Below are 22,766 nucleotides of genomic sequence, written 5' to 3'. Positions count from 1 at the left end.
GGTGCGGTGCCACCCACGACCGCGACGTCAACGCCGCAAAGAACATTCTCGCGCTCGGGCATGAGCGTCCAGTTGTGGGAATCCCCGCCCTTTAGGACGGGGAGGATGTCAAAGTTGCCTGCCGATCAATTACGATCCAGCCACACCGTCTGCGCATTGCAGAATTCACGCACGCCAAAGTGTGACAGCTCGCGACCAAAGCCGCTTTTCTTGACCCCACCAAACGTTACCCGTGGGTCGGAAGCGCTGTAGCCGTTGATAAACACCCCACCGGTTTCCAGCTGTTCGGTCAGTTGTTCAGCCCGCGCCACATCCTGGGTGTAAATCGTTGCCGTCAGGCCAAACTCGCTGTCGTTGGCCAGCGCCAGGGCATGCTGTGCATCCCGGGCGGTAATGATCGAGGCAACGGGGCCGAACAGCTCCTGGCGGAACGAAGTCATCCGGTCGGTGACATCGCCCAGCACGGTCGGTAGATAGAAGTTACCCGCGCCTTCGGCTTTACTGCCACCAAGCAGCAGGGTCGCGCCTTCGCTCAGGGTCGCCTGCACCTGGCCGTCCAGTTCGTCGCGCAGGTCGAAGCGCGCCATCGGGCCGATATAGGTAGCGTTTTGTGATGGATCACCGACGACCAGCTGGCGAGTCTGCTCGACAAACCGCCGGGTAAATTCCTCGACCACGCCCTGCTCGACGATCAGCCGCTTGGCCGCTGCGCAGACCTGGCCGGTGTTCTGGTAGCGGCCGATCACGGCCGCTTTTACTGCTTCATCCAGGTTGGCATCGTTGAGCACGATGAACGGGTCGGAACCGCCCAGTTCCAGCACGCATTTTTTCAAGGCGGCACCGGCCTGCGAGCCGATGGCAATACCGGCGCGCACACTGCCGGTCAGGGTCACGGCGGCAATGCGGTCATCGGCGATGGCTTTCGATACGCCGTCCGGGGTGACGTTGATCACCTCGAATACGCCGTCCGGGAAACCGGCCTGCTGCAACGCATCGCGCAGCAGATAGGCACAACCCATGATGTTCGGCGCGTGCTTGAGCACGTAGGTATTGCCGGCCAGCAAGGTTGGCACTGCGCCGCGCAGCACCTGCCAGTACGGGAAGTTCCATGGCATCACCGCCAGCACCGGACCCAGCGGGCGGTACTCGATACGCGCCTTGCCGCCCGGCACTTGGGTCGGTTCCGGGGCGAGCATGGCCGGGCCATTCTCGGCGTACCATTCGCACAACTGCGCGCATTTTTCGATTTCGCCGCGCGCCTGGGTGGCCGGCTTGCCCATTTCCTGGGTGGCCATGCGGGCCATGTCGATGGCCTGTTCGCGCAGCACACTGGCCAGCACGGTGACGAGCTCGACGCGCTCGGCGAGCGACTTGCGTTTCCATACGCTAAAACCTGCCGCAGCCCGCGACAGTGCGGCGTCCAGTGCCGCTTCGGTTTCATAGGGATAGGCGCCGATCTGTTCACCGTCGTTCGGGTTGATCGAGATGGCGTGGGTCGTATGGGAAACGCTGGTCATTTTCAGGCTCCGGTCTTATTGGAAAGTGATGCCAGACTAATGCCCTGCTATGATCCTGAAAACTGAATAATAATGACGAACCCATTCACGTTTGGAGAATGCTGTGGATCTTGTCCAGCTGGAAATCTTCAAGGCGGTTGCCGAGCACGGCAGCATCAGCGCTGCGGCGCAGCATATTCACCGGGTGCCCTCGAACCTCACCACACGTATCAAGCAGCTCGAAGAAGATCTTGGCGTTGAGTTGTTCATCCGTGAGAAACAACGCCTGCGCCTGTCACCGGCCGGCTGGAACCTGCTCGATTACGCCGGGCGCATTCTGGACTTGGTCGAAGAGGCGCGGATGACCGTCGCCGGTGAAGAACCCCGCGGCCCGCTGGCGCTGGGCTCTCTGGAGAGTACCGCTGCGGTGCGCATTCCGGCATTGCTGGCAGCCTACAACCAGGCTTTTCCCAAGGTTGAACTGGCATTGTCCACCGGCTCTTCCGGGACCATGATCGACGGCGTGCTGGCCGGTAACCTGGCGGCGGCCTTTGTCGATGGCCCGGTCCTGCACCCGGCGCTGGAAGGCATCCCGGTGTTTCAGGAAGAAATGGTCGTCATCGCGCCGCTCAACCACGCACCGATCCATGGCGGCCGCGATGTGAACGGCGAGCAGATCTACGCTTTTCGCTCCAACTGCTCTTACCGCCACCACTTCGAAAGCTGGTTCGCCCATGACTCGGCGGTGCCGGGCAAAATCTTCGAAATGGAGTCCTACCACGGCAAGCTCGCCTGCGTCAGCGCCGGCGCCGGCCTGGCCCTGATGCCGCGCAGCATGCTCGAAAGCATGCCCGGCAGCGCGATGGTCAGCGTCTGGCCGTTGAACGAACAGTTTCGTCACCTCAACACCTGGCTGGTATGGCGCAAAGGCACGGTATCGCGCAGCCTGTCCAGCTTCATAGAGCTGCTGCAAGCGCGCAGCGACAACCTCAACGCAACCCCCAAGGAGTGACCCATGCTGATCGATCACCTCGACCATCTGGTGCTGACCACCACTGACCCGCACGCGTGCGAAGACTTCTATGTGAGGGTGATGGGGATGCAACTGGAGGTCTTCGGCGCGGGTCGCAAAGCCTTTCGGTTCGGCAATCAGAAAATCAACCTGCATGTGAAGGGCGGCGAATTCGAGCCCAAGGCCCATCTGCCAGTATCAGGAGCGCTGGATCTGTGCTTTATCAGCGCCGTGCCGCTGGAGCAGTTCATCAAGCACCTGCAACAGCACAACTGGCCCATCATCGAAGGCCCGGTGCAACGCACTGGCGCCACCGGCCCGATCCGTTCGGTGTATGTGCGTGATCCGGACCTGAACCTGATCGAGGTGTCCGAGTATTTGTCCGGCTGAAGCCGCCTTGTTGGTTCAAGCGCACAGCACCGATCTTGGTGGGAGGCAGCTTTGCTGGCGAAGCGGCGGTAAATGCCACAGTCTGGGTGGTGTCAGGATTCTTCGGCCGAGCCGACGCCCAGCGGATCTAGGTCGGGTCTGCAAGTGTTGATGCTGCCGGCCCGTCCGTGACCAGGCTCGCGCCTACACAAACCGCCCGTAACGGCCATTGGAATAGAGCAGTGGTTGCTGGTCCGAGTACCAGCAATGCTCGACCCGGCCGAGCACCACCAGGTGCGAGCCCACCTGACTCAGCTCGGTCACCACACAATCAAACCCGGCACTGCTTGCCGCCAACGCCGGGTTGCCACTGCTCAGGCGCGTCCACGCATGCCGGGCAAAACGCTCCTCAGGCGGTAGACCACCGGCAAAATCGTTGGACACCTGCAGCGCATCGGCGCTCAACACATTCACCGCAAAGCGTCGCTGCTTGAGTAGATGCGGATAAATGCTGGCGCCGCTATTGACCGCAATCAGCACCGTTGGCGGGTCGGCCGTGACTGAACTGAACGCGGTGGCCGTCAGCCCGAAATCCCCTCGTCACTGCCGCAGGTGATGACATTCACTGACGCTGCGGTGTTACGCATCGCCAGCTTGAAACTGGCAGCGTCGACACTGGGCGCGATGGGTTTTTCGACAACAAGTACAGTCATGACTCACTCACCAGTAATCAACGAAGGGCCAGCTTCTGGCCGCGTAAAGTCTCGGCGATACGCTCGCGGCCATGCAGCGCCTCAATGCTTTTCAGGCGATTGAGCACCTGCTCGCTCCAGGACGGCGTGGTCTGTCCCTGCTCGCGGGCAAACGCGCCGGCCAGCGCTTCGTAGCCGCTGATGCGTTGCTGCTCATCGTCGGCAATGGTATAGGTCTCGCAGTGCAGCACCACAGGTTGCGGCAGGCGTGGCTTGATCGCTGCCGGGCGTGCCGGGTCGGGATGCCCGACCACCAGACCGAACACCGGAAACACCAGCGGCGGCAGTTGCAACTCATCGATCACCGCCTGCAGGTTATTGCGCAGCGCACCGATGTACACCGTGCCCAGGCCCAGCGATTCGGCTGCGACCACCGCGTTCTGCGCAGCCAGGGCCGCATCCAGGCTGCCGACCAGCAGGCTGTCGAGCAAGGCCGGTACTTCCAGCTCCAGACCCTGCACGTCAGCAATCCGCTGGGCGCGTGAGAAGTCGGCCAGCCAGACCAGAAACAGCGGCGCCTGACGAATGTGCTGCTGATCATTGGCCAGCGTTGCCAGACGCGCCTTGCGCGCCGGGTCTTGTACCGCCAGCAGACTCCAGGCCTGCAGGTTGGACGAACTTGACGCTGATTGCGCAGCGGCCAGCAAGGTTTCCAGGGTGCCCTCGGGCAACGGTGTATCCAGATACTGCCGCACGCTGCGATGGCCGAGCAGGGCTTCGATCACCGGGTTGGCTAACGCCGGGGCGTAGTCATCGGCCTGGCGATAGCGTTGTTGCCACAGGCTTTGCACAGTACTCATGCCGGTTCTCCAATGGTGTGTTCGGCCTGAGCGGCCAGGGCATGCCGGTTCTGTGGCACCGTCAGGCCCAGATGGCCACGCAGGGTGCTGTGCCGGTAGTCGTCGCGAAACAGCCCGCGCTCGCGCAGGATTGGCAATACCTCGTTGGTGAAGCGGGCGAAGTCGCTCGGTGCGCCGACATGAATGTTGAAGCCGTCGACTGCGCCTTCGCGGAACCAGCGTTCGATCTCGTTGGCGACAGTCAGCGGTGAACCGACAAAACTGGAATAGGGCTGGCCGAAACGCAGCGCCGCCTGGCGCACGCTGAGGTTCTGCTCGCGGGCCACGCGCTTGATGCGCTCGGCATGGCCGCGATAACCGTTGCTGCCCAGCTCACCCAGATCCGGGAACGGCCCGTCGAGGTCATACTGGCTGAAGTCGTGATAGTTGAATGGCCGGCCCAACTGAATCAGCGCCTTGTTCAGGTCCAGCTCACCCTTGCGCGCCCGCTCGATGGCCTGGGCCTGTTCGTCAGTATCAGCAATGATCGGGTCGATGCCGGGAAACAGCAGCACCTGCTCAGGATTACGCCCTGCCGCAGCGGCACGACGCTTGATGTCGGCGTAGTACTCCTGAGCATCTTCGAAGTTATCGACGCCGGCAAAGATGCCCTCGGCAATCGAAGCCGCCAGGCCGCGCCCGGACTCCGACACCCCGGCCTGGAAAATCACCGGCTGGCCCTGCGGCGAGCGGGAGATGTTCAGCGGCCCGGTGACCGAGAAGAACTCACCCTGATGGTCGAGGCGATGCTGTTTGTCCGGGTCGATGAAGCGCTTGGCGGCTTTGTCACGCGGGAAGGCATCGTCCTCATAGGAGTCCCACAGTCCTTGCACCACCGCCACATGTTCGTGGGCCCGGCGGTAACGCTCGCCGTGGTCGATGTGCTGCTCACGACCGAAGTTGCCGGCAGCGCCTTCAAGACCTGTGGTCACCACGTTCCAGCCGGCCCGGCCGCGGCTGATCTGGTCCAGCGAACCGAACTGGCGCGCCACGTTGAAGGGTTCTGTGTAAGAGGTGGTCAGGGTCGCCACCAGGCCAATCTTGTCGGTGGCGCCGGCCAGCGCCGAGAGCAGGGTCAGCGGTTCCAGGCGGTTGAGAAAATGCGGTGCGGAGTCGGGGGTGATATACGGGCTGTCGACGATGAACACAAAGTCGAACTTCGCCGCTTCGGCCGCACGGGCCTGCTGTTTGTACCAGTCGATATCGATGCTGGCGTCGCCAGGGATTTCCGGGTGCAGCCATTCATGCTGGCTGGTGCCGACGCCGGTGAGGATGGCGCCCAGATGCAGTTGACGTTGAGACATGATCAGAGTCCTTTATATCGGTTTACTGGCCTTGTCGCCGGCAGAGCCGCCTCCCACATAGCCAGTGGGAGGCGGCTCTGTCGGCGATTGCAGTGCGCAGCACTGCCAGAGGAGATCAATCAGCCGGCGTGGGCGGTCTTCGCCGAACCTTGTTGGGTGACCCGTGCGCGGATGCGGGGCAGCAGGTCCTGGCCATACTCGGCGGCATCGCGCAGTTGCTCGAAGCCGCGGAACAGAAAAGTAGTGATCCCGGCGTTGTAGTAATCCAGCGCCGCCTCGGCAACCTGATCGGCGGTGCCGACCAGCGAGGTGGAGTTGCCGGCCGCGCCGGTCAGCGCGGCGATTTCGGTCCACAGGCGTTTGTCGTGCACCTTGCGCTGGCTGGCCAGTTCGACCAGCCGCGCCGAGCCGATATTGTTGATGCCGACCTTGTCGCGGCGCTTGCCCTGGCGCAGGTGATGCAGATGCCGGGCGTCTTCCAGAATGCGCTCGGCGCGGGCCCAGGCTTCGGCTTCGGTGCCGCCCAGAATCGGCCGCAGCGACAGGCTGAAACGAATGTGTTGCTCGCGGCCATATTTGGCGGCGGCCTTGCGCACTTTGGCAATGCGCTCGCGCACCTGCTCCAGCGGCTCGCCCCACATCATGTACACGTCGGCGTGCTTGGCGGCGACTTCCACGGCGGCATCGGAGGCGCCCGAGAAGTAGATCGGCAGGTGGGGCTTTTGCAGCGGCTTGACCAGGGTCAGGTTGTCTTCGACGCGGTAGTGTTCGCCCTGATGATCGAACGGTTGGGTGCCGGTCCAGGTCTTGCGCACCACCTCCAGGTATTCGTCGGTGCGAGCATAGCGGGCGTCCTTGTCGAGGAAGTCGCCGTCGCGTTGCAGGTCGCCGCTGTCGCCACCAGTGATCACGTTGATCGAGGCGCGGCCATTGCTCAGGTGATCCAGGGTCGCAAACTGCCGGGCTGCGAAGGTCGGTGCCTGAAAGCCCGGCCGGTGGGCGACCAGCAGGCCAAGCTTGTCGGTCACGGCCGCCGCATAACTGGCGAGAATCATCGAGTCGGCAGAGCTGGTGCTGACCGCCAGCAAGGCTTTGTCGAAACCGCCGTATTCCTGGGCCTGGGCCAATGCCTTGACGAACGCCACGTCCACCACCGGACCACGCGGTGCCTGTGATTCGCTGCCTTCCTGAGGGCCGATCAGGCCGATAAATTCGAGACTCATAGCGGGTAAACTCCTGTTGATCCTGTGGAAGGTGCCTCTAAAAACTACCTGCGTTGCCATCGCTGCGTTAAAACCAGGCTCAGGATGCTCATTTACAACCGTAAACTCCGCTCCTTCGCCTGTTTTTGCCTTGCGCTGGCTGCCTCGCCTACGTTTTTAGAGACACCTTGGGCGCCGCTCTGCATGGAGCGGCGTCGTGATGCACGTCAGGGCAATAGGGCGATACTAGGAGGGGTGGTTTTTATATGCAAAGAACGTATAAAAATATCGTTATATTATTTTCAGTGGTTATTTATTGGCTGGCTCTATTCAGCCGTTGTGGTTTTCGTAAGCCAAGGTGTTCTCGTAACGTCGTGCCTTGATACTCGGTACGAAATAACCCGCGGCGTTGCAGTTCGGGCACCACCTGTTCAAGAAAACGCTCGGCACCGCCGGGCATGTACGGGGCCATGATCACGAAGCCGTCGGCAGCGTTCTGTTCCAGCCACTGCTGCATCTGGTCGGCCACTGTTTGCGGCGAGCCGATGAATTTGGCGAAGGCCAGGCTGGAGGCATACCAGCGGCCCAGTTGTTCGAGCGTCCAGCCGGCTTCGATGGCATTGCCGATCACCACGTCGAAGCGGCCCTTGCTGCCGCGAATCTGCTCGCGGATGTCGGGCACCGGCGCGGTCGGGTCGTGCCGGGCGAGGTCGTAGTTCATGCTTGCCGACATGAACGCCAGGCCGGCGATGGGCAGGATTGATTCGTCCAGTCGTGCGGCCAGTTCATGGGCCTGCTGGTCGGTGTCGGCAATGATCGGGTACAGGCCCGGCAGCACCTTCACATCGTCTGGCTGGCGTCCGGCATCTACCACCTGTTGCTTGAAGATACGGTAGAACGCCTGGGCCTTTTCCAGCGTCGATTGCACCGGGAACACCACCTCGGCGTTTTGCGCGGCCAGCGACTGGAACGCAGCCGATACGCCGGCCTGGATCAGCACCGGGTGGCCCTGCGGCGGGCGCGGCAGGTTCAACGGCCCGCGCACTTTGAAGTGCTCACCGTCGTGGTTCAGGTAGTGCAGCTTGCTGGCGTCGGCATAACGACCGCTGGCCTTGTCCGCAACAATCGCCTCGTCTTGCCAGCTGTCCCACAGCCCGCGCACCACATCGAGAAACTCGGCCGCCTTGGCATAACGCTCGGCATGGCCCAGGTGCTGGTCGAAGCCGAAGTTGCGCGCCTCACCGTCGTTGACCGAGGTCACCGCGTTCCATGCCGCGCGGCCGCCGCTGAAGTGGTCCAGGGTGGCGAACTGGCGGGCCGCGTGGTACGGCTGGTGGTAGCTGGTGGAAATGGTCGCGCCCAGGCCAATGTGCGAGGTCAGCACGCTCAGTGCCGAAAGCAGCGCGAGCGGTTCCGGTGAGCCATTCGGTCGCCAGCTCACGGCGGCGTCGAACGAGCCGCCATGAATATCGTCCAGCGCCAGTTTGTCGGCGACAAACAGCATATCCAGCCTGGCCGCCTCGGCCTTTTGCGCAAGCTGCTGATACCAGCGGATGTCCAGCGCATTGCCGGTTTCTGCCTCCGGCAAACGCCAGCCCGCCAGATGCGTGCCAGCGTGGCTGACGAACAGCGCCAGGTGCAATTGGCGATTTACCGGTGGCTGGGTCATTGCGCCGCCTCAGGCTTGCGCACCCGGTGCGGGATATCGTTATCGGCAATCAGCACCCGTTCCATCACCCGCTCGAATTCGCCGTAGTTGTAGACCGGGTAGTGCAGCAGGGCGCGGTTGTCCCAGAACGCCACGGTGCCGGGAGTCCACTTGAAGCGCACCTGGTATTCGGGGTTGCTGAATTCCTTGAGCAGTTCGGCGACCAGCGCTTTGCTGTCTTCTACCGACCAGCCGATAAACTGCGGCGACATCGAGAAGTTGATGAAGATCGCGTCTTCGCCTGTTTCAGGATGGGTGCGCACCAGCGGGTGAGCGAGGATCGGATAGGCATAGCCGACCTTGTCCAGCGACGACTTGAAGTTATGCGTCACGTACAGGTTGTCGATGCGCGCTTTGAGTTCATCAGATAGCCCGCGATACACCAGGCCGGCATCGGCCCATACCGTATCGCCGCCCAGCTCGGGCAACGCCACCGCGCGCAACACCGCGCCCCAGGTCGGCTTGAGCATCCAGCTGGTGTCGGTGTGCCACCGGCCCTTGGGCGCATTGCCGTAGGCTTCGCGAGCCTCCCTGGCGAGGATCAGATGGGCCTGGGGCTTGCTGTGGTCCTGCTTCTTGGTGGTCGGGTGCTCGTACAGTTCACCGAACTGCCGGGCAAAGGCGATCTGCTGTTCGCTGTTGATGTGCTGGTCGCGGAAGAACAGCACCTTGTGCTTGAGGATCAGCGCGTGGACCTCGTCACGTTGCTGAGCACTCAGCGGGCGACTCAAATCAATACCGCTGATCTCGGCCCCGACAGTGGGTTCCAGCGGCTTTACGCTGAGCGGTGGAGTGATGGATACAACGTTTTCTGCGGGCATGCTGTAGTCCTCTTGTGGTTACGGTAATAGCGGTGGCAGGAGCGGCTTTAGCCGCGAAGCAATCACTGACGCTTACCAGTCATACGAAACCCGCGCGTAATAGAACGCGCCGTTCAGCCCGTACGGGCTGAAGCTGCCGTAGGCGTCGGGGTTGTTGATCTCGGTGGGGTTGCTGCTGCCCAACCCGGTGGCGGTCGGGGTCGGGTCCTGTTTGTCGGGGCGTACGCCGAACAGGTTGTTGGCGCCCAGCGACAGAGAAATGTTGTCGGTCAGCAGGTAGGTCACGTCCAGATCGGTGATCCACTTGGCGCCGAAACGCTGATCGGCGGCGGCGCTGGTGCCGGCCTCGGTGTACTTGCCGTAGCGGCTCACTTGCAGGTCGGTGATGAAATCTCCGACCTTCCAGTGACCGCCCAACACCAGCTTGTCGCGCGGCGAGCCCTCGGTCAGGTCGGTCTGCGCCTGATGACCGAAAATCACATAATTGCTGCCCAGCAGGCTGTCGACGGTGCCGTTGCGCTTGATGCCTTCGAGGGTGGTGCGGTTGTAGCTGTATTGCGCCGACCAGCGCACCGTACCGAAGCGGCCGTAGTCACTGTGCAACTCGCTGACCAGATCGATACCGTCGGTGCGGGTGTCGACGCCGTTCATGTTGTATTGCGCCGAGTACAAATCGTTGATGCCCAGCGAAGCCAGGGTGTCGCGCACCCGGCTCGAGGTGCCGGTGTCGCGGATGATCTCGCTCTTGACGATGCGGTCTTTGATCTCGATGCGGTAGGCGTCCAGCGTCACCCGTGCATTGCGGGTTGGCTCCCACGACAGGCCGACGCTGAAGTTGGTGGATTTCTCCGGCTCCAGATCCCGCGCCCCCAGCGCCTGGGCAGCGGTGCTACTTGGCGGCAGGTAGCGGGCCAGGAGTAACTGGGTGGTGCCATCGGGCAGCAGGGTCGCGGTGTTCTGGGTCACCGAGAAGGTCTGCTGGGCCAGCGACGGTGCCCGAAAGCCGGTATTGAAGGTGCCGCGCAACGCCAGGCCGGGCGCCAGTTCATAGCGGCTCGACAGCTTGCCGCTGGCGGTGTTGCCCGAGCTGTCGTCGTAGTGCTCGAAGCGAAACGCCGCGCTGGTGTAGAGCTTCTCGGTCAGATTGGTGCCGGCGTCCAGATAGAAGGCCACGCTGTCGCGGTCCAGGGAACCGGCATCCACCACCGAGGTGCCGGTAAACGATTGCAGCCCGGCGGTAGGGCGTTGCCCGGCACGCGGATGACCGGCCGGGTACACATAACCGCCGTCGCGGTAGGAGTCCGGCTCGCCGGCACCTTGCACATACTTTTCCCAACGGTGCTCGACCCCGGCTGAAAACTGCAGCGGTCTGGGCAGGCCGATGTCGAATGGCCGGGTGAAATCCAGGTTACTGGTCCACTGCTCGAACTCCAGCGAGCCGAGGTAGAAGTCAGTCTTGCTGGTGGGGCCGATGGACGAGTTGAGGGTGTTCTGCGCACCGAGCCGTACGTCGTCCTTGCCATAGGTGGTGCTCAGGTCGTAACCCCAGCCGCCGACATCGCCCTTGCCGCCGAACGCGACCTGAAAGTCCTGCTCGTCGATCAGCCGCTGGGCATGAAAGCCGTCGGGGACGATCTGCGGGATCGAGCCCAGATTGGTCGCCCGAAAGCTGCCGCGGGTGTCGACAATCGTCCGGTCGCTGTAGGTCGAAAACGAATACAGCTTGAGGTTGTCGTGAATCGGCAGTTCGGCGTTGTACGACAGGTTATAGACCTCGTCGCGGTTGGAGCGGCCATAGCCTTTCTCCAGCAGTCGGTCCACCGAGCCTTCCCGTGGGTCGGGGCTGGCACCTGGGGTGCCGAACGGCACTGACTGGCCATTGAGTACCGGGTAATACCAGGCGCCTTGAGCATCGCCTGCGGCATAGGATGGGCCTTGCAGGCGAATGTCCAGCGAGGTGTTGAAGAACCCACCGTTCTGGCCCAGCGCGAAGCCGCCATTGAGCGCGGTTTGTACCAGATCACCGGGCTTGTCTTGCTGCTGACCGGTAGTGACGCTGGCGCTGCCACCTTCGGCCTGGCTTTTGAGGATGATGTTCAGCACCCCGGCAATCGCATCGGAGCCATACTGCGCCGACGCGCCGTCGCGCAGCAGTTCGATGCGCTCGATGGCGGCGGTGGGAATCAGGTCCAGATCCACCGGCACGCTGCCGCTGGCGATGCGCGCAAAGTTGTTGTACACGGCGGTGTTGTGGCGCCGCTTGCCGTTGACCAGCACCAGCAGGTGATCCCCGGACAGACCACGGATCGACACCGGCCGCACCGACGAGGAGGTCCCGCCACCGGCCTGGGCCGGTGCACTGAACGACGGCACGATCTTGCCCAGCGCTTCACGCAGGCTGGCCTTGCCGGCCTTGCGGATCTGCTCGCCGCTGATGATATCGATCGGCGACGGGCTCTCGGCTACGGTCAGGGTGTTGCCACGGGTGCCGGTGGAAATCACCGACACCGTGCCCAACACGGTCTCGGCGTCGGCAGCCTGGACTGCACTGGCCAGGCCACACAGCAGCAGACCGCAAAACGCGGGCGAGCGCGGGCCTGACTGCAGACGGAGGTATGCATTCATGAAGCATTTCCTTATGGGGGCATCGCAAGAGCGGCCGGGCGGCGATCCGCGTTAGCCGCGAAGACCGCCTGGCTGCTAAAGCCAATACCGTTCGATTAGACCTGCGGGAGTGGGAGGCCGGCGCTTCGGTTGCCCAGCGAAGACGGCGGCACATTCGCAGTAGAGGCTGCGACTTACTGGCCTCTTCGTCGGTATGCCGCCCAGACCAGGCTCGCTCCCACAGGGTCCGTAGGGCTTATCTGGACGGTATTGCGGCTAACGCCGCCGCTGCGGGCAAACCGCGCACGGTATTGAAGCTCGGATCGAACCCTTTGGAGACGTCCACCGGCTTGCTGAGAATGCCTTCCTCGCGGTAGATGTCGGCGGTTTGCTGCAGGTTGGCGACCACCTGGTGGGTAATCGCGACCTTCTGGAAATCCGTGGCCTCGGCGCTGGCCAGATGCACTTCCACCGGCAGCCCGGTGACCTTCGCCTGAGCCTGGGCGTACTCCTTGGGATGCTGGTTGGCCCAGGCCCAGGCGCGGTCCAGACGTTGCACAAAATCATCGAGCTGCACGCGTTTTTCGGCAATCGCCTTGCTGGTCGCGGCGGTGTACAGGTGGTTGGTCAGCAGGTCGTCACCCTTGCGCAGAATGCGTGCGCCGTTCTGGGTGATGGCGATGGTGGTGTAGGGATCCCAGGTCGACCAGGCATCGGCGTTGCCGCTTTCCAGCGCGCTGCGGGCATCGCTGGGCAACAGGTTGACGAAGGTGACGTCCGAGCTTTGCAGCCCGGCATCGCGCAGCGCCTTGATCACCAGAAAGTGGCCGATGGAACCACGGTTGGTCACCACCCGCTTGCCTTTGAGATCCGCAGCGGTTTTCAGTGGTGAATCCTTGGGCACCAGAATCGAAGTCGAGAAGCGTCCATCGGCGTGGGTAATGCTGACCACCTTCAACGGCGACCCGGCTCCGAGCGCAAACACGTAAGGCGCATCGCCCAGCCCGCCGACATCCACCGCCCCGGCGTTCAGGGCTTCGCCCAGCGGCGCGGCGGCCGGAAACTCGGAAAACTCGATGGTGTAGGGCACATCCTTGAGTTCACCGGCCGCCTGCAACAGCAACTTGTATGAAGATTTCTGGTTGGCGACTTTCAATGGCGCGAGGTCGGCGGCCTGGCTCAGAGTGCTGAACAGCAAAGAGCCGCCAAGCAGGGCGGTGCCAATCAGCGAGGCGAGCAGGGAACGGGTTGGCATAGAGGGCTCCTGACCAGGGCCGCAAGGTCCTGGATCAATCGTGGCAATGGCCTCCACCAGGAAAGGGGTCGGGTATGGATCAGACCTTATCCCTATAAGAAATGACTGTGAAAGTCTTTTTCGCTCTAAGCTAATTATGAAAAATGGTTATCTATTGGTTTTTTAATAATCAGATATTTGTATGTCTTTGGGTTGGCTATCTGCCATGCGTCATCTGTGTCTGTTGCTCAGACTCAGTCCACGACGCGCAGCCAGGGCCAGCGTGCCTGGTAGCTGCTGGCCTTGTTGGCAAACAGTTCCGCTTCGGTATTCAGTGGGTTGATGCGCAGCAGTCCCTGGTCGATATCGTCCAGCCCGTAAGGCGCATAGAGTTCGCCGCTGTCGAGTTCAAGCCCTACGCAGGTCCCGGCGATCAGGTAACGATCAATACCGTCGCGGGTAGATTGCAACTGTGGGTAAGGCCTGGCGAAATGCTCGCCGTACCAGAGATGAACCCGGGCTTGGTTCTTGAATTCGATGGTTACATCAAGATCCTTGAACAGAATTCCGGCTCGCTGAATCACCGCGTCTTCGGCTTCCCACGACAGGTCTGTGTCGAAGTAGAACACGTCGTAGTCCTTGATTCCCCAGCCCGGCGCCAGCCCTGAGCGCTGATTCCACACGGCCTGGAACAGACAACCGGCAACCAATGCGCATTGCTCCAGACCCAGTTCGGGCAAGCGCCGGATCAGCTCGGCATTCACCGGATCGTTTGAGGCTATGGCTATCAGTTGCTGGTGGGTCAAAGACATGCGTGTTCTCGGTTGGTGTGGATCAGCCGAGGTTACCCGAGATTGCAGTCAACGGATGTGGGAGGCCGCTCTGCGGCGACTGCTGCGGCACGAACGAGGGAGATAGTCCGGTCATGCTGGCTCTGTCATTCGCTCGCCGTGCGAGTCCATTTGGCGAGGCATTGTCATGGGGGAAGCAGAGACTTTTGCCGCACGCATAAAAAACCCGCCGAAGCGGGTTCTTTGTCCATACCGTTCCAACTCCCTGTCAGCAGTATCCTTTCACGGTCGATCATCCTTGATCCTGGTGAGCTTCCTGTTCACCAGTGGTTGGATCCAAATATAGGCGTGTCGGCCATGCAGGCAAATGGCAATTGTTCGCTATCCTGTGTAAGCCTTTTGCTATATCGACAGTTTTTTGGTCTGCACGTCTAACGGACGGCATGTTGCTGAGTATCCGGCAAGCTGCAGGTAAAGGACTCAGCGTTCTGCAGATCGCCCTGGCCGCTGTAGCGGGCTTCGAGCGGGTAGGGGCACAGCGGCCGGCTGCGGCCGGGGAAGGCGTTGCCGGTGGCGATCAACTGCTGCGGTGGTGTGTTGTGGTCTTGCCAGTCTTGCAAGGCCTGTAACGGATCGAAGTTGTCCAGCGCCGGGCCATCGCCGCAGTGCGCCATACCCGGCACCATGAACAGCCGTGCCCACTGGCCGAGCGGTTGCTGGCCGCCGTTGTCACGCGCCAGACGGTGCCAGTAATGACGCAGGTCGTTGGCCGAGAATACCGGGTCACTGTTGCCGTGGATCACGATCAGCTTGCCGCCATTGGTGATGAAGCTCGACAGCTGAGTGCCGGTCGGGTCGTTGATGGCGCCGGTTTCTGCCACGGCGGCGGCTGCCTGGTCGAAGTCCACTTCAGCCAGGGTCAGGTTGGGGTTGGGCGGGGTCATGAAGTAATAGCCCAGCGAGTTGGGCGTCAGGGTGGCGTTACGCGCGTTGGGCTGGCCGGTTTGCGAGGTGCCCAGCTTCCAGGCTCGCCAGCCATCGCTGGCAATCCCGGCATCCCACGGCCAGTTGGCGTACAAGCTGCGGCCCTGGCTGTCTTTGGCGCCGTCGAACACCGTGCGCAAAGCCTGGACCTTGGCGGCCGACAGGCACTGGCCCTGGCCGTCAGCGGTGCATTGCAGGTCAGCGGGGTCGAAGCGGCACTGGCTCATGGCATCAATGCTGCCGTCGCGGGCACCGTCCAGCGCATCGCAGCGTTCCAGCACCTTGCGGCTGACCAGGCTCATGTCGTCACGGGTCAGGGATTGGGCGAGGATCGGCTCACCGGCAGCGGTGCGCGGTGCTGCGGCTTCCAGAGCGCGGGTGTCCCAGGCCTGTGCCACGGCGGCGCGCGACAGGCGCAGGCCGGGGTTGCCGGCAATGATGCCGTCGAACTCGGTCGGGAAGCGTTGCGCGGCCATTAACGCCGCCCGCCCGCCATTGGAGCAGCCCATGAACACACTGTGCTCGGGGCCACGCCCGTAATGCTCGGCCAGCAGCTGTTTGGCCTGGCGGGTTACCTGGCCGATGGCCGCGTAGGCGTAGTCCAGCCGCGCCTGCTGGTCGAGGCCGAAGCGCGCATCACTGCTGTCTTTGCCCGCATGCCCGGAATCGGTGGCCACCACCGCATAGCCACGGTTGAGCGCGGGCAGGGCGCTGGCGCCGCGAAACGGAATGGCGCCCAGCGCCTGGTTCACCACCCCGTCCATGCCGCCACCGCCCTGGAACAGAAAGCGGCCGTTCCAGTCCTGCGGCATGCGCAGCTCGAAGCGAATGCCGTACGCCTGGCCGTCGCTGCCCTGACGCGGGTTGATCAGCCCCTCAACCAGGCAATGGGCCGGCATCGCGGCTTTGGACAGGGCCTGGCCGGTCAGTGCGGCGCGGCCGGGGTTGGCTTTGGGGATTTCACCGGCGGGCACATTGAGGGTCTTGAGCAGTTGCACCTGCGGATCGTTACTGGCGAGCCCGGCGCAGGCGTCGCTGGCCGCCTGAGCGACAACCGGAAAAGCGAAAAGCGGCAGGCTGCAGAAGGTAAGGCGAGTAACCAATGACATTAAGAATTCCCTTTGCTTGTTGTGGTAGTTGGGAAAGACGAGCTATAAAGTTAATAGTATTAACTAAATGCCCGGTCAAGCTTTTCCTTACCTACAACAACAAAATGGAGTTTCTCCATGCGTCATCCCATCGTTCTGTCGCTTGCCTTGCTTGCCGTCCATCAAGCCCATGCCGCTGAAAGCGCGCCACCGCGCAGCGAGCTGGTTTATGAGGCCATCGTCGATATCGAACCTGCGGTCAGTCTCGGACAGGGACCGCTGGGCGAGCGGCGCATGGTGCCGATTGCTGGCGGTGAGTTTCACGGTAAAGGCCTGGCCGGCAAGGTGCTGGCGGGCGGCGCTGACCGGCAGTTGATCCGCAGCGACGGCGTGCGCGAGCTGGACGCGATCTACGAGATGCAGACCGACGACGGGGTGATCCTCAGCGTGCGCAATCAGGTGCTGGTGCGCGGCGAAGGCGCCGAGCGCTATGCGTTTTCGCGCATCACCGTCGATGCGCCCAAAGGCCGTTACGAGTGGCTTAACCAGTCACTGTTCATCGGCACCCTGACCAGCCTGCGACCGGCGCGCAATGCGGTGTCGATCAAGGCTTACCGGATTTACTGAACCCCTCAGTCGTCGCGGGTCAGCACTTCCAGCAGTTCGATCTCAAAGGTCAGATCCGAGCCTGGCGGGATACTGCCGACCTTGCGGTCGCCATAACCCAGCGCCGCCGGCACCCGCAGTTTGCGCTTGCCACCGACGCGCATGCCCATCAGGCCTTGATCCCAGCCCTTGATGACCCGACCGGTGCCGATCACACACTGAAACGGCTTGCCGCGTTCGGCGGATGAGTCGAACACCGTGCCGTCGGCCAGCCAGCCGGTGTAGTGCGTGGTGATCAGGGCGCCCTTGACCACGGCCTTGCCGTCGCCTTCATGCAGGTCGGTGATTTGCAGGGTATCGCTCATGCGGGTGCTCGTTATGAACAAAGAAAGGGCGGGCTTTTTCGCAGGAAACGCCCTGCGGCGCAAGTGGCCGTCTACCGCTCGTCGGCTGCGCTGCACTTCATTACCGGCGACTTTCTCTGACCTGTATGCGCAGACGTTCTGTGCCCAGACAGGAGAGCCATCATGACCATCGAACACAACGGACCGCAAAGTGCATATCCGGACCCTGCGGAAAGGGTCGCTGATACCGGGGAAGGGCATGGTCCTGGCCTGGAGCAGACCGCTTCCGAGCCGCATCAGGGCGTTGATGAACATGGCGCTGAAAAAAGGCCCGTCGACTGGAGCCCGCCGCCCGGCAATCCAGGCTCGGATCAGGACGCCCAGACCCAGCGCAGAAATGGCGGTGCCGATACCGATAGCCAGATCGATGCGCAGTAGAAGCCATGGCGAGTGACGCAGATGCGACCGATCAGAGTGCTGACCACGCGGCTACGCTGCCTGTTGATCAGCCGCTGGAGCCTGCACCTCTTGATCTGCCCGACGCTGATCCTCAGTGGCCCGGTGACCCTGACCGGTTACCGGCCACCGATGAGCCAGCTATTGCGGATCTTGAGGAGCTCGCCCCGGACTCGCTACCGTCCTCTCATCATGAATCGTCAACCGGATAGGTATTCCTGAGGCACAGGTGATAGTGGCAGAATGGGTCCCTGCTCTAATAAAAACCATCAAGGAACGCTCATGGCCGCTCTCGATAACTCCCAGTCCATAACCGCCCTGTATGTGGCCGCCTTCGGACGCGCCCCTGATAAAGGCGGGCTGGCTTATTGGAATGCGCAGATGGATGCAGGTTTGACCTTCGATGAGGTCATTGGCAGTTTTTTGCTCAGTAAAGAAGCGACTTTGATGGTTGGACCTGACATCACTGATCAGGGGCTGTTGAATAGCCTGTACCAGAACACATTGAGTCGCACCCCCGATATTGGGGGTGGCCAGTATTGGCAGGGGCGTCTGGATAGTTTGCAGGATCGCGCCATCATGATTCACGAGTTTATCGATGCGATCGTGAATGGCACCGGCAGTGACCAGCAATTGCTGCAAAACAAGCTTGAGGTCGGTCAGAAGTTCGCGGCGTCAGTGTCTGGAAACAATCTTGTCTACGCCAAGGCAATGTTGACCTACGTCACCAGTGACGCAGGCTCACTGACCGTGGCACAGGCGATCAATAATTACTTTGATAATCCCGTCGTTGCGCCAGCAACGCCTAAAGCGATCAGTTTTGAAGGCCGTACGCTGGGCGCTTTTTCAACGGACGATACAACGCTGGCTACCTTTACGGTCGGCTCAGGAGATGAGTGGGACATCCCGAATTCGTTCAATCAGATCAAGCTCGACGTGAATGGCACCCGCTTGAAGATATACGCCGACATGCCTGTGGGTGCCTCGATTCAGTTGGGGGGCACGACCTTGAGCATCGTAGATGCCAATAATGTGTTCAAAGACTTTAAGGATGTAAACGTCCTCAACGTCGGCGATGGTGCGACACGAAGCATTTTCACCGTGACTGACAAGGACACGGTGACAATTGATATATCTGGCATTGCGATCACTAGCACCGGATTTGAGTTTTCGATTCTGGGCTGATACCACTTCTGCTCAATCAGGCCCGCAGGGCGCTGCATTCGCCAGCAGAGCTGCCTCCCACAGTTTTGTGCCGAGCATTGGTTTTGTGCTTACTCGGCACCTTGTGGGAGGGTGCTCTGCTCGCGAGCAGGTCAGTAAAATCACTGCATCTGCTGCGAATCTGCTGGCCTGTTGGTCGGTAGCCGGAGCGCCGGCCGGCCACTCTCTCCACGCTAATGGACCCGTATTGGCCCGGTAGCATCAAAGATCGTACCGCACGCTCAACAGCACGGTGCGTGGGTCGTTGATCACGTAGTGCGAGGTGTTGCTCGCCGCTGAATAACTCACCCCTTGCGGATAGGCGCGGTCGAGGATGTTTTTCACTGAAACCGTGGTGGTCCAGTGCCCGTCGCCGCTGCTGTAGCTGGTGGCCGCATTCCAGAAGCCCTGGGCCGGCACCTCGTAGATGTCGGCGTTGAGCGGGTTGGCGTATGAGCGGGTCTGGTATTGATAATCGGTGCTGGCCACCAGCGCGCCGGGCAGGTTCACCGGCACCGTCCAGCTCAGGCCCAGGCTGGCGTTCCATTTTGGGGCGAAGATCATTTCCTTGCCGTCGGCACTTACCCCCGGACCACTGGCATTCTGGAAGTCGTCGTACTGGCTTTTCAGGTAACCGAGGTTGGCGGTCAGGCGCAGGTCGCGGGTCAGCAGTGCGGTGTTTTCCAGCTCTACACCATAGGTGTGGGCGCTGCCGACGTTGGTGCGCAGGTTGGCGCTGATTGCCGGGTCCCAGGCGTTGGTCTGCAGGTCGTCATAGTCGTTGTAAAAGAACGCGAGGTTGCTGCGCAGGCGGCCGTCGGCAAAGTCGCCCTTGAAGCCGATTTCGTAAGTGGTGACGTTTTCCGGGTCAAAGCCCTGTTCAGCCGCTACCCGGGTCGGGGCGCGGTTGTCGAAGCCGCCGGCCTTGAAGCCGCGGGCGACATAACCGTACTGGATCAGATCATCGGTCCAGGTGTATTCCAGACCAATTTTAGGGCTGACTGAAGACCACGACTCGCTGGTTTCGGCACTGAAGTTGATGCCGGTGATTTGCCGCGCCGGGGTAATGGCGTAGTTCTGGTAATCGAAGTTCTTGTGCTCGTAGGTGTAGCGCAGCCCGGTGGTCAGCGACAGGCGTGGGGTCAGCTTGTAATTGCTCTGGCCATACAGCGCGTAGCTTTCGGTGTCGGTGGTGCTGTACTGGCCGCTGGCGTTGACCCGGTCGGTCGCTACCGAGTAGGTCAGGCTGTCGCGCTCGGCACGAAAGCGCTCTTTATAAAGGAACAGGCCCAGGGTGTAGCTGAAGCGCTCATAGTCACCATTGAGTTGGAACTCCTGGGTCGCATAACGCTGCTTGTAGGTGATCAGGTTGTTCTGGATCGGCGAGGCATTGCCGCTATTGGCTTTACCGGAGTTGTCGTAGTCCACCGGCTGGTCGAACTCGGACCAGGCGGTGACCGACTTGAACTTGAGGTTATCGTCGATGCTGTAGATCGCCCGCAGCACGGCGCTGCCCTGGTCGAGCTTGTTCTTCGGCGTCAGGCTGTTGTAGGTGGTGAACTTGTCATAGTGCTCGTTGGCCACGTTGAATGGCGTGTAGCTGGTGGTATCGCCACGGTCGACGGTGGCGGCCAGGGTCAGTTGCACATCCCACGGCGATTGGTCCGGCGCCCAGCGCAGCTTGCCGCGATAACTCTGGATGTCGACGTTATTGACGTCCTTGTCGGTGGTGCGGTTGTGCACGGTGCCGTCGCGGGTCAGGCGAATCGCCGAGAAGCTGCCATACAGGGTGTTGTCCACCAGCGGGCCACTGACCAGCAGGCGAGCGTTACGCGCGTCATAGTTGCCGGCGCCCAGCTCGAAGAAACCACGGCTGCTCTGGTCGGGGTCACGGGTGATGACCCGGATCGCCCCGGCCGCGCTATTGCGGCCGTACAGCGTGCCTTGCGGGCCACGCAACACCTCGACCCGTTCCACATCGTTGAAGTCCAGCATCGATGAAATGGCGCGGGGGATGTACAGGTCATCGGCATACACCGCAACAGCCGCTTCCTGGATCGGGTCGGTCTCGCCGATCCCGCGGATCCCGTAGGTCTGTGCGCTGTAGGAAATCGACTGACGCGGCAGGGTCAGGTTCGGCACCCGGCCAGACAGGTCACGCACGTTGTTGATTTGCTGGTCCTGCAAGGTGGTCTGGTCAAAGGCGCTGATCGCCACCGGGGTTTTTTGCAGGTTTTCTTCGCGGTGTTCGGCGGTGACCGTCACCGTGGGCAAACGGTCTTCTTCGGCAGCACTGGCCAGCGCCGGGACGCCCAGAGTCATGGCCAGCAGCAGCGGTTGCAAAGGATAAGGGATGTTGGGCATTGATACGTTTCCTGTCATGCAGCGATCGGGGTCGTGATGTCGGAAACTGCTGAGCGGCGGGCACTGGAAAGTCGGCGGCAGTTCGCCCGCCCCACACGCGGCAACAGAAGTCCATGGCCTCCGCCATGTCGTGGGGTCGGGTTGGATAAAAGATATGCTTTTTAAAAAAGCCGAGGAAAGCATATTTGGCTATAAGCTAATCATGCTTTTTAAGAATTATTATTGATTTTAATATTAATTAATCTGATTTAATTCGTGCTGCTTCCGATACCTGCTGCATCAGTCTGCGCTGGAATTTTCTCCGGCTGCTGATAAAACCGCCACGACCGTGGTCTGATAGCCATCTGTAACCATCCAGGCAAGCTCGATCATGACTGACACATCTTCCTGCGCAACGCCTCAACTGCTCGCTGACCCGACCCTGACCACCGCCTGGGATCTGCTGCGCGACCCGCAACAGCCCCTGCCAGTAGCCGACCGTGGCGCGCCATGGGCCGGCGGCTGGAGCCTGGGCCGGCCGCCGGGCATCACGCCGGCGCAATGGCCGCTGAGTCCGGTCTACGGTTACCCGTTGCGCCACGCCTTCACGCTGCATGTGCCGGCGCAGTATCGCGGCCAGGGTGAGCCGTTCGTGGCGTTGAGCCTGTTCGTCGATGACCAGTTCGAAGAGCTGGAGTCCAGTGAGGCTATCGAAGCATTCTTTGCCGCACCTCTGGCTGACGAACCACCGGCTGATGCGCATCTGCTGCCGTTCTGGACCCATCGGCAGGCGCGCCACCCAAAGCAGTTCGACATGAGTGACATTCTCGGCACCCATTACGCGGCCATCTGGTTGACCCAGGCCGAGTTTGACGCGGCGTTGTGCGAGCCGCCGGCACTGAGCGGCAATCCGCTGCTGGGCAAGGCGCCACGTTGGCTTGAGCACAGCTATTTCGAATACCTGGGGTATGAAAAAGTGCGTAACCCAGGCTCCGATGCTTATGAGTGGCTGCCCGGTGAGGGCCGGGAGGCGGGTATCGACACTGCCTTTGCCATCCGCGCCGAACAGCGCGAGGACGACCCGAATGTCGGCAAGCCGCCACGCGAGTGGGATGAGGAGTGCAAGGACAGCGGTTATATCCAGGGCTTTAGCGATGCCGGTACGGCGCAGAATCTGGAGCGCTGGCATGCCCGCAATCACCTTGGCGGGACCATGTTCCCGGTGCAGGGCTACCCGGAATTCGGCCCGCGCTATCTGGAGATCGAAGAGGATTTCGGCGGCTTCAACTTCGGTAGCGGCAACGGCCAGATCGACCTGGTGAAGATGGAGCTGGACTGGGCCTGCTGATGTGCAGAAGACCCGGCCCCTTACTGCTCGCCTCGATACTGTTCTATTAGACGTGTGGGAGCTGGCTTGCTGGCGAAGGCGGCGGCACATTCGCAGCAGATGCTGTGACTTTCCTGGCCCTTTCGTCGGAATGCCGCCCAGACCAAGGTCGCTCCCACAGAGATCAGTAGTGCGGCTGGCGTGACGCTCAGGCGGCGCTGAAGGTCTTGTGCGGGTCGATGACGAATTTCTTCGGCACGCCTGCATCGAACTCGCCGTAGCC

21 protein-coding genes are annotated in these 22,766 nt (G+C 61.7%); 6 read left to right on the top strand and 15 right to left on the bottom strand.

Annotated elements, in window-relative coordinates; translation table 11 throughout:
* Positions 1-125: 125 nt before the first annotated feature.
* Positions 126-1,517 carry an aldehyde dehydrogenase family protein gene (locus NRB16_RS28080; protein ID WP_257107483.1) on the bottom strand — a complete coding sequence of 464 codons (1,392 nt, stop codon included), beginning with the start codon at positions 1,515-1,517 and terminating at the stop codon, positions 126-128.
* 103 nt (positions 1,518-1,620) lie between these two features.
* Between NRB16_RS28080 and NRB16_RS28075 the strand changes: the two genes are divergently transcribed.
* Both NRB16_RS28075 and NRB16_RS28070 read left to right on the top strand, forming a co-directional pair.
* A complete protein-coding gene (locus NRB16_RS28075; protein WP_045492259.1) occupies positions 1,621-2,508 on the top strand; it encodes a LysR family transcriptional regulator in 888 nt (295 codons plus the stop codon).
* 6 nt (positions 2,509-2,514) lie between these two features.
* The gene (locus NRB16_RS28070; RefSeq protein WP_253116131.1) at positions 2,515-2,898 is read left to right on the top strand and encodes a VOC family protein; all 384 of its coding nucleotides are present in this window, start codon (positions 2,515-2,517) and stop codon (positions 2,896-2,898) included.
* Positions 2,899-3,081: 183 nt separating this feature from the next.
* Here the strand turns inward: NRB16_RS28070 and NRB16_RS28065 are convergent, their stop codons facing one another.
* The 11 genes from NRB16_RS28065 to NRB16_RS28015 form a co-directional block, all read right to left on the bottom strand.
* On the bottom strand, positions 3,082-3,417 hold the full coding sequence (locus NRB16_RS28065) for a flavin reductase family protein (RefSeq protein ID WP_257107482.1): 336 nt from the start codon (positions 3,415-3,417) through the stop codon (positions 3,082-3,084).
* A gap of 41 nt (positions 3,418-3,458) precedes the next feature.
* Positions 3,459-3,590, bottom strand: coding sequence for a hypothetical protein (locus NRB16_RS28060; RefSeq protein WP_257107481.1), 132 nt, complete (start codon positions 3,588-3,590; stop codon positions 3,459-3,461).
* Positions 3,591-3,607: 17 nt separating this feature from the next.
* Positions 3,608-4,429: an NADPH-dependent oxidoreductase gene (locus NRB16_RS28055; RefSeq protein WP_257107480.1), complete on the bottom strand. Its 822-nt coding sequence runs from the start codon at positions 4,427-4,429 to the stop codon at positions 3,608-3,610.
* Complete coding sequence (locus NRB16_RS28050) at positions 4,426-5,772, bottom strand: LLM class flavin-dependent oxidoreductase (protein WP_045492251.1); 1,347 nt, start codon at positions 5,770-5,772, stop codon at positions 4,426-4,428. The genes NRB16_RS28055 and NRB16_RS28050 overlap by 4 nt, the downstream gene beginning before the upstream one ends.
* A 119-nt stretch (positions 5,773-5,891) precedes the next feature.
* Positions 5,892-6,995, bottom strand: a complete 1,104-nt coding sequence (locus tag NRB16_RS28045) for an LLM class flavin-dependent oxidoreductase (RefSeq protein ID WP_045492248.1) — start codon at positions 6,993-6,995, stop codon at positions 5,892-5,894.
* A gap of 292 nt (positions 6,996-7,287) precedes the next feature.
* Positions 7,288-8,643, bottom strand: a complete 1,356-nt coding sequence (locus NRB16_RS28040; protein WP_197540962.1) for an LLM class flavin-dependent oxidoreductase — start codon at positions 8,641-8,643, stop codon at positions 7,288-7,290.
* Positions 8,640-9,503: a TauD/TfdA family dioxygenase gene (locus tag NRB16_RS28035; RefSeq protein WP_257107479.1), complete on the bottom strand. Its 864-nt coding sequence runs from the start codon at positions 9,501-9,503 to the stop codon at positions 8,640-8,642. The genes NRB16_RS28040 and NRB16_RS28035 overlap by 4 nt, the downstream gene beginning before the upstream one ends.
* A gap of 72 nt (positions 9,504-9,575) precedes the next feature.
* Complete coding sequence (locus tag NRB16_RS28030; RefSeq protein WP_257107478.1) at positions 9,576-12,128, bottom strand: TonB-dependent siderophore receptor; 2,553 nt, start codon at positions 12,126-12,128, stop codon at positions 9,576-9,578.
* 235 nt (positions 12,129-12,363) lie between these two features.
* A complete protein-coding gene (locus NRB16_RS28025) occupies positions 12,364-13,362 on the bottom strand; it encodes an ABC transporter substrate-binding protein (protein ID WP_257107477.1) in 999 nt (332 codons plus the stop codon).
* Positions 13,363-13,595: 233 nt separating this feature from the next.
* The gene (locus NRB16_RS28020) at positions 13,596-14,153 is read right to left on the bottom strand and encodes a nucleotidyltransferase family protein (RefSeq protein WP_257107476.1); all 558 of its coding nucleotides are present in this window, start codon (positions 14,151-14,153) and stop codon (positions 13,596-13,598) included.
* A 410-nt stretch (positions 14,154-14,563) separates the two neighbouring features.
* A complete protein-coding gene (locus NRB16_RS28015; protein ID WP_052483522.1) occupies positions 14,564-16,225 on the bottom strand; it encodes a tannase/feruloyl esterase family alpha/beta hydrolase in 1,662 nt (553 codons plus the stop codon).
* A 117-nt stretch (positions 16,226-16,342) separates the two neighbouring features.
* Between NRB16_RS28015 and NRB16_RS28010 the strand changes: the two genes are divergently transcribed.
* Positions 16,343-16,831 carry a DUF3237 domain-containing protein gene (locus tag NRB16_RS28010; RefSeq protein ID WP_253142447.1) on the top strand — a complete coding sequence of 163 codons (489 nt, stop codon included), beginning with the start codon at positions 16,343-16,345 and terminating at the stop codon, positions 16,829-16,831.
* Positions 16,832-16,836: 5 nt separating this feature from the next.
* On the opposite strand, the gene NRB16_RS28005 is transcribed toward NRB16_RS28010, so the two are convergent.
* Positions 16,837-17,175 (bottom strand): FKBP-type peptidyl-prolyl cis-trans isomerase, encoded by a 339-nt coding sequence (locus NRB16_RS28005; RefSeq protein WP_045492236.1) that lies wholly within the window; start codon positions 17,173-17,175, stop codon positions 16,837-16,839.
* 162 nt (positions 17,176-17,337) lie between these two features.
* Here NRB16_RS28005 and NRB16_RS28000 point away from each other — a divergent pair, with 162 nt between their 5' ends.
* Together NRB16_RS28000 and NRB16_RS27995 are read left to right on the top strand one after the other, a co-directional pair.
* The gene (locus NRB16_RS28000) at positions 17,338-17,592 is read left to right on the top strand and encodes a hypothetical protein (RefSeq protein WP_257107475.1); all 255 of its coding nucleotides are present in this window, start codon (positions 17,338-17,340) and stop codon (positions 17,590-17,592) included.
* A 300-nt stretch (positions 17,593-17,892) separates the two neighbouring features.
* Positions 17,893-18,795: a DUF4214 domain-containing protein gene (locus tag NRB16_RS27995; RefSeq protein ID WP_257107474.1), complete on the top strand. Its 903-nt coding sequence runs from the start codon at positions 17,893-17,895 to the stop codon at positions 18,793-18,795.
* 240 nt (positions 18,796-19,035) lie between these two features.
* Here the strand turns inward: NRB16_RS27995 and NRB16_RS27990 are convergent, their stop codons facing one another.
* Complete coding sequence (locus NRB16_RS27990) at positions 19,036-21,177, bottom strand: TonB-dependent receptor (protein ID WP_257107473.1); 2,142 nt, start codon at positions 21,175-21,177, stop codon at positions 19,036-19,038.
* Between the two features lie 370 nt (positions 21,178-21,547).
* On the opposite strand from NRB16_RS27990, the gene NRB16_RS27985 reads away from it, so the two are divergent.
* Positions 21,548-22,504, top strand: a complete 957-nt coding sequence (locus NRB16_RS27985; protein ID WP_052483521.1) for a hypothetical protein — start codon at positions 21,548-21,550, stop codon at positions 22,502-22,504.
* Between the two features lie 187 nt (positions 22,505-22,691).
* On the opposite strand, the gene NRB16_RS27980 is transcribed toward NRB16_RS27985, so the two are convergent.
* On the bottom strand, positions 22,692-22,766 hold a 75-nt coding region (locus tag NRB16_RS27980), incomplete at its 5' end, for a hypothetical protein (RefSeq protein ID WP_257106880.1).

This window comes from Pseudomonas sp. LJDD11, assembly GCF_024584215.1.
In the GTDB taxonomy this organism is placed as follows: domain Bacteria; phylum Pseudomonadota; class Gammaproteobacteria; order Pseudomonadales; family Pseudomonadaceae; genus Aquipseudomonas.
This window is presented reverse-complemented; position numbering and strand designations above follow the sequence as displayed.

Bases quoted from the DNA above. Each gene is read 5' to 3' on its own strand.
- NRB16_RS28080 (WP_257107483.1), bottom strand. From the start codon at position 1,517: ATGACCAGCGTTTCCCATACGACCCACGCCATCTCGATCAACCCGAAC.
- NRB16_RS28060 (WP_257107481.1), bottom strand. From the start codon at position 3,590: ATGACTGTACTTGTTGTCGAAAAACCCATCGCGCCCAGTGTCGACGCT.
- NRB16_RS28055 (WP_257107480.1), bottom strand. From the start codon at position 4,429: ATGAGTACTGTGCAAAGCCTGTGGCAACAACGCTATCGCCAGGCCGAT.
- NRB16_RS28050 (WP_045492251.1), bottom strand. From the start codon at position 5,772: ATGTCTCAACGTCAACTGCATCTGGGCGCCATCCTCACCGGCGTCGGC.
- NRB16_RS28045 (WP_045492248.1), bottom strand. From the start codon at position 6,995: ATGAGTCTCGAATTTATCGGCCTGATCGGCCCTCAGGAAGGCAGCGAA.
- NRB16_RS28040 (WP_197540962.1), bottom strand. From the start codon at position 8,643: ATGACCCAGCCACCGGTAAATCGCCAATTGCACCTGGCGCTGTTCGTC.
- NRB16_RS28035 (WP_257107479.1), bottom strand. From the start codon at position 9,503: ATGCCCGCAGAAAACGTTGTATCCATCACTCCACCGCTCAGCGTAAAG.
- NRB16_RS28030 (WP_257107478.1), bottom strand. From the start codon at position 12,128: ATGAATGCATACCTCCGTCTGCAGTCAGGCCCGCGCTCGCCCGCGTTT.
- NRB16_RS28025 (WP_257107477.1), bottom strand. From the start codon at position 13,362: ATGCCAACCCGTTCCCTGCTCGCCTCGCTGATTGGCACCGCCCTGCTT.
- NRB16_RS28020 (WP_257107476.1), bottom strand. From the start codon at position 14,153: ATGTCTTTGACCCACCAGCAACTGATAGCCATAGCCTCAAACGATCCG.
- NRB16_RS28015 (WP_052483522.1), bottom strand. From the start codon at position 16,225: ATGTCATTGGTTACTCGCCTTACCTTCTGCAGCCTGCCGCTTTTCGCT.
- NRB16_RS28010 (WP_253142447.1), top strand. From the start codon at position 16,343: ATGCGTCATCCCATCGTTCTGTCGCTTGCCTTGCTTGCCGTCCATCAA.
- NRB16_RS28005 (WP_045492236.1), bottom strand. From the start codon at position 17,175: ATGAGCGATACCCTGCAAATCACCGACCTGCATGAAGGCGACGGCAAG.
- NRB16_RS28000 (WP_257107475.1), top strand. From the start codon at position 17,338: ATGACCATCGAACACAACGGACCGCAAAGTGCATATCCGGACCCTGCG.
- NRB16_RS27995 (WP_257107474.1), top strand. From the start codon at position 17,893: ATGGCCGCTCTCGATAACTCCCAGTCCATAACCGCCCTGTATGTGGCC.
- NRB16_RS27990 (WP_257107473.1), bottom strand. From the start codon at position 21,177: ATGCCCAACATCCCTTATCCTTTGCAACCGCTGCTGCTGGCCATGACT.
- NRB16_RS27985 (WP_052483521.1), top strand. From the start codon at position 21,548: ATGACTGACACATCTTCCTGCGCAACGCCTCAACTGCTCGCTGACCCG.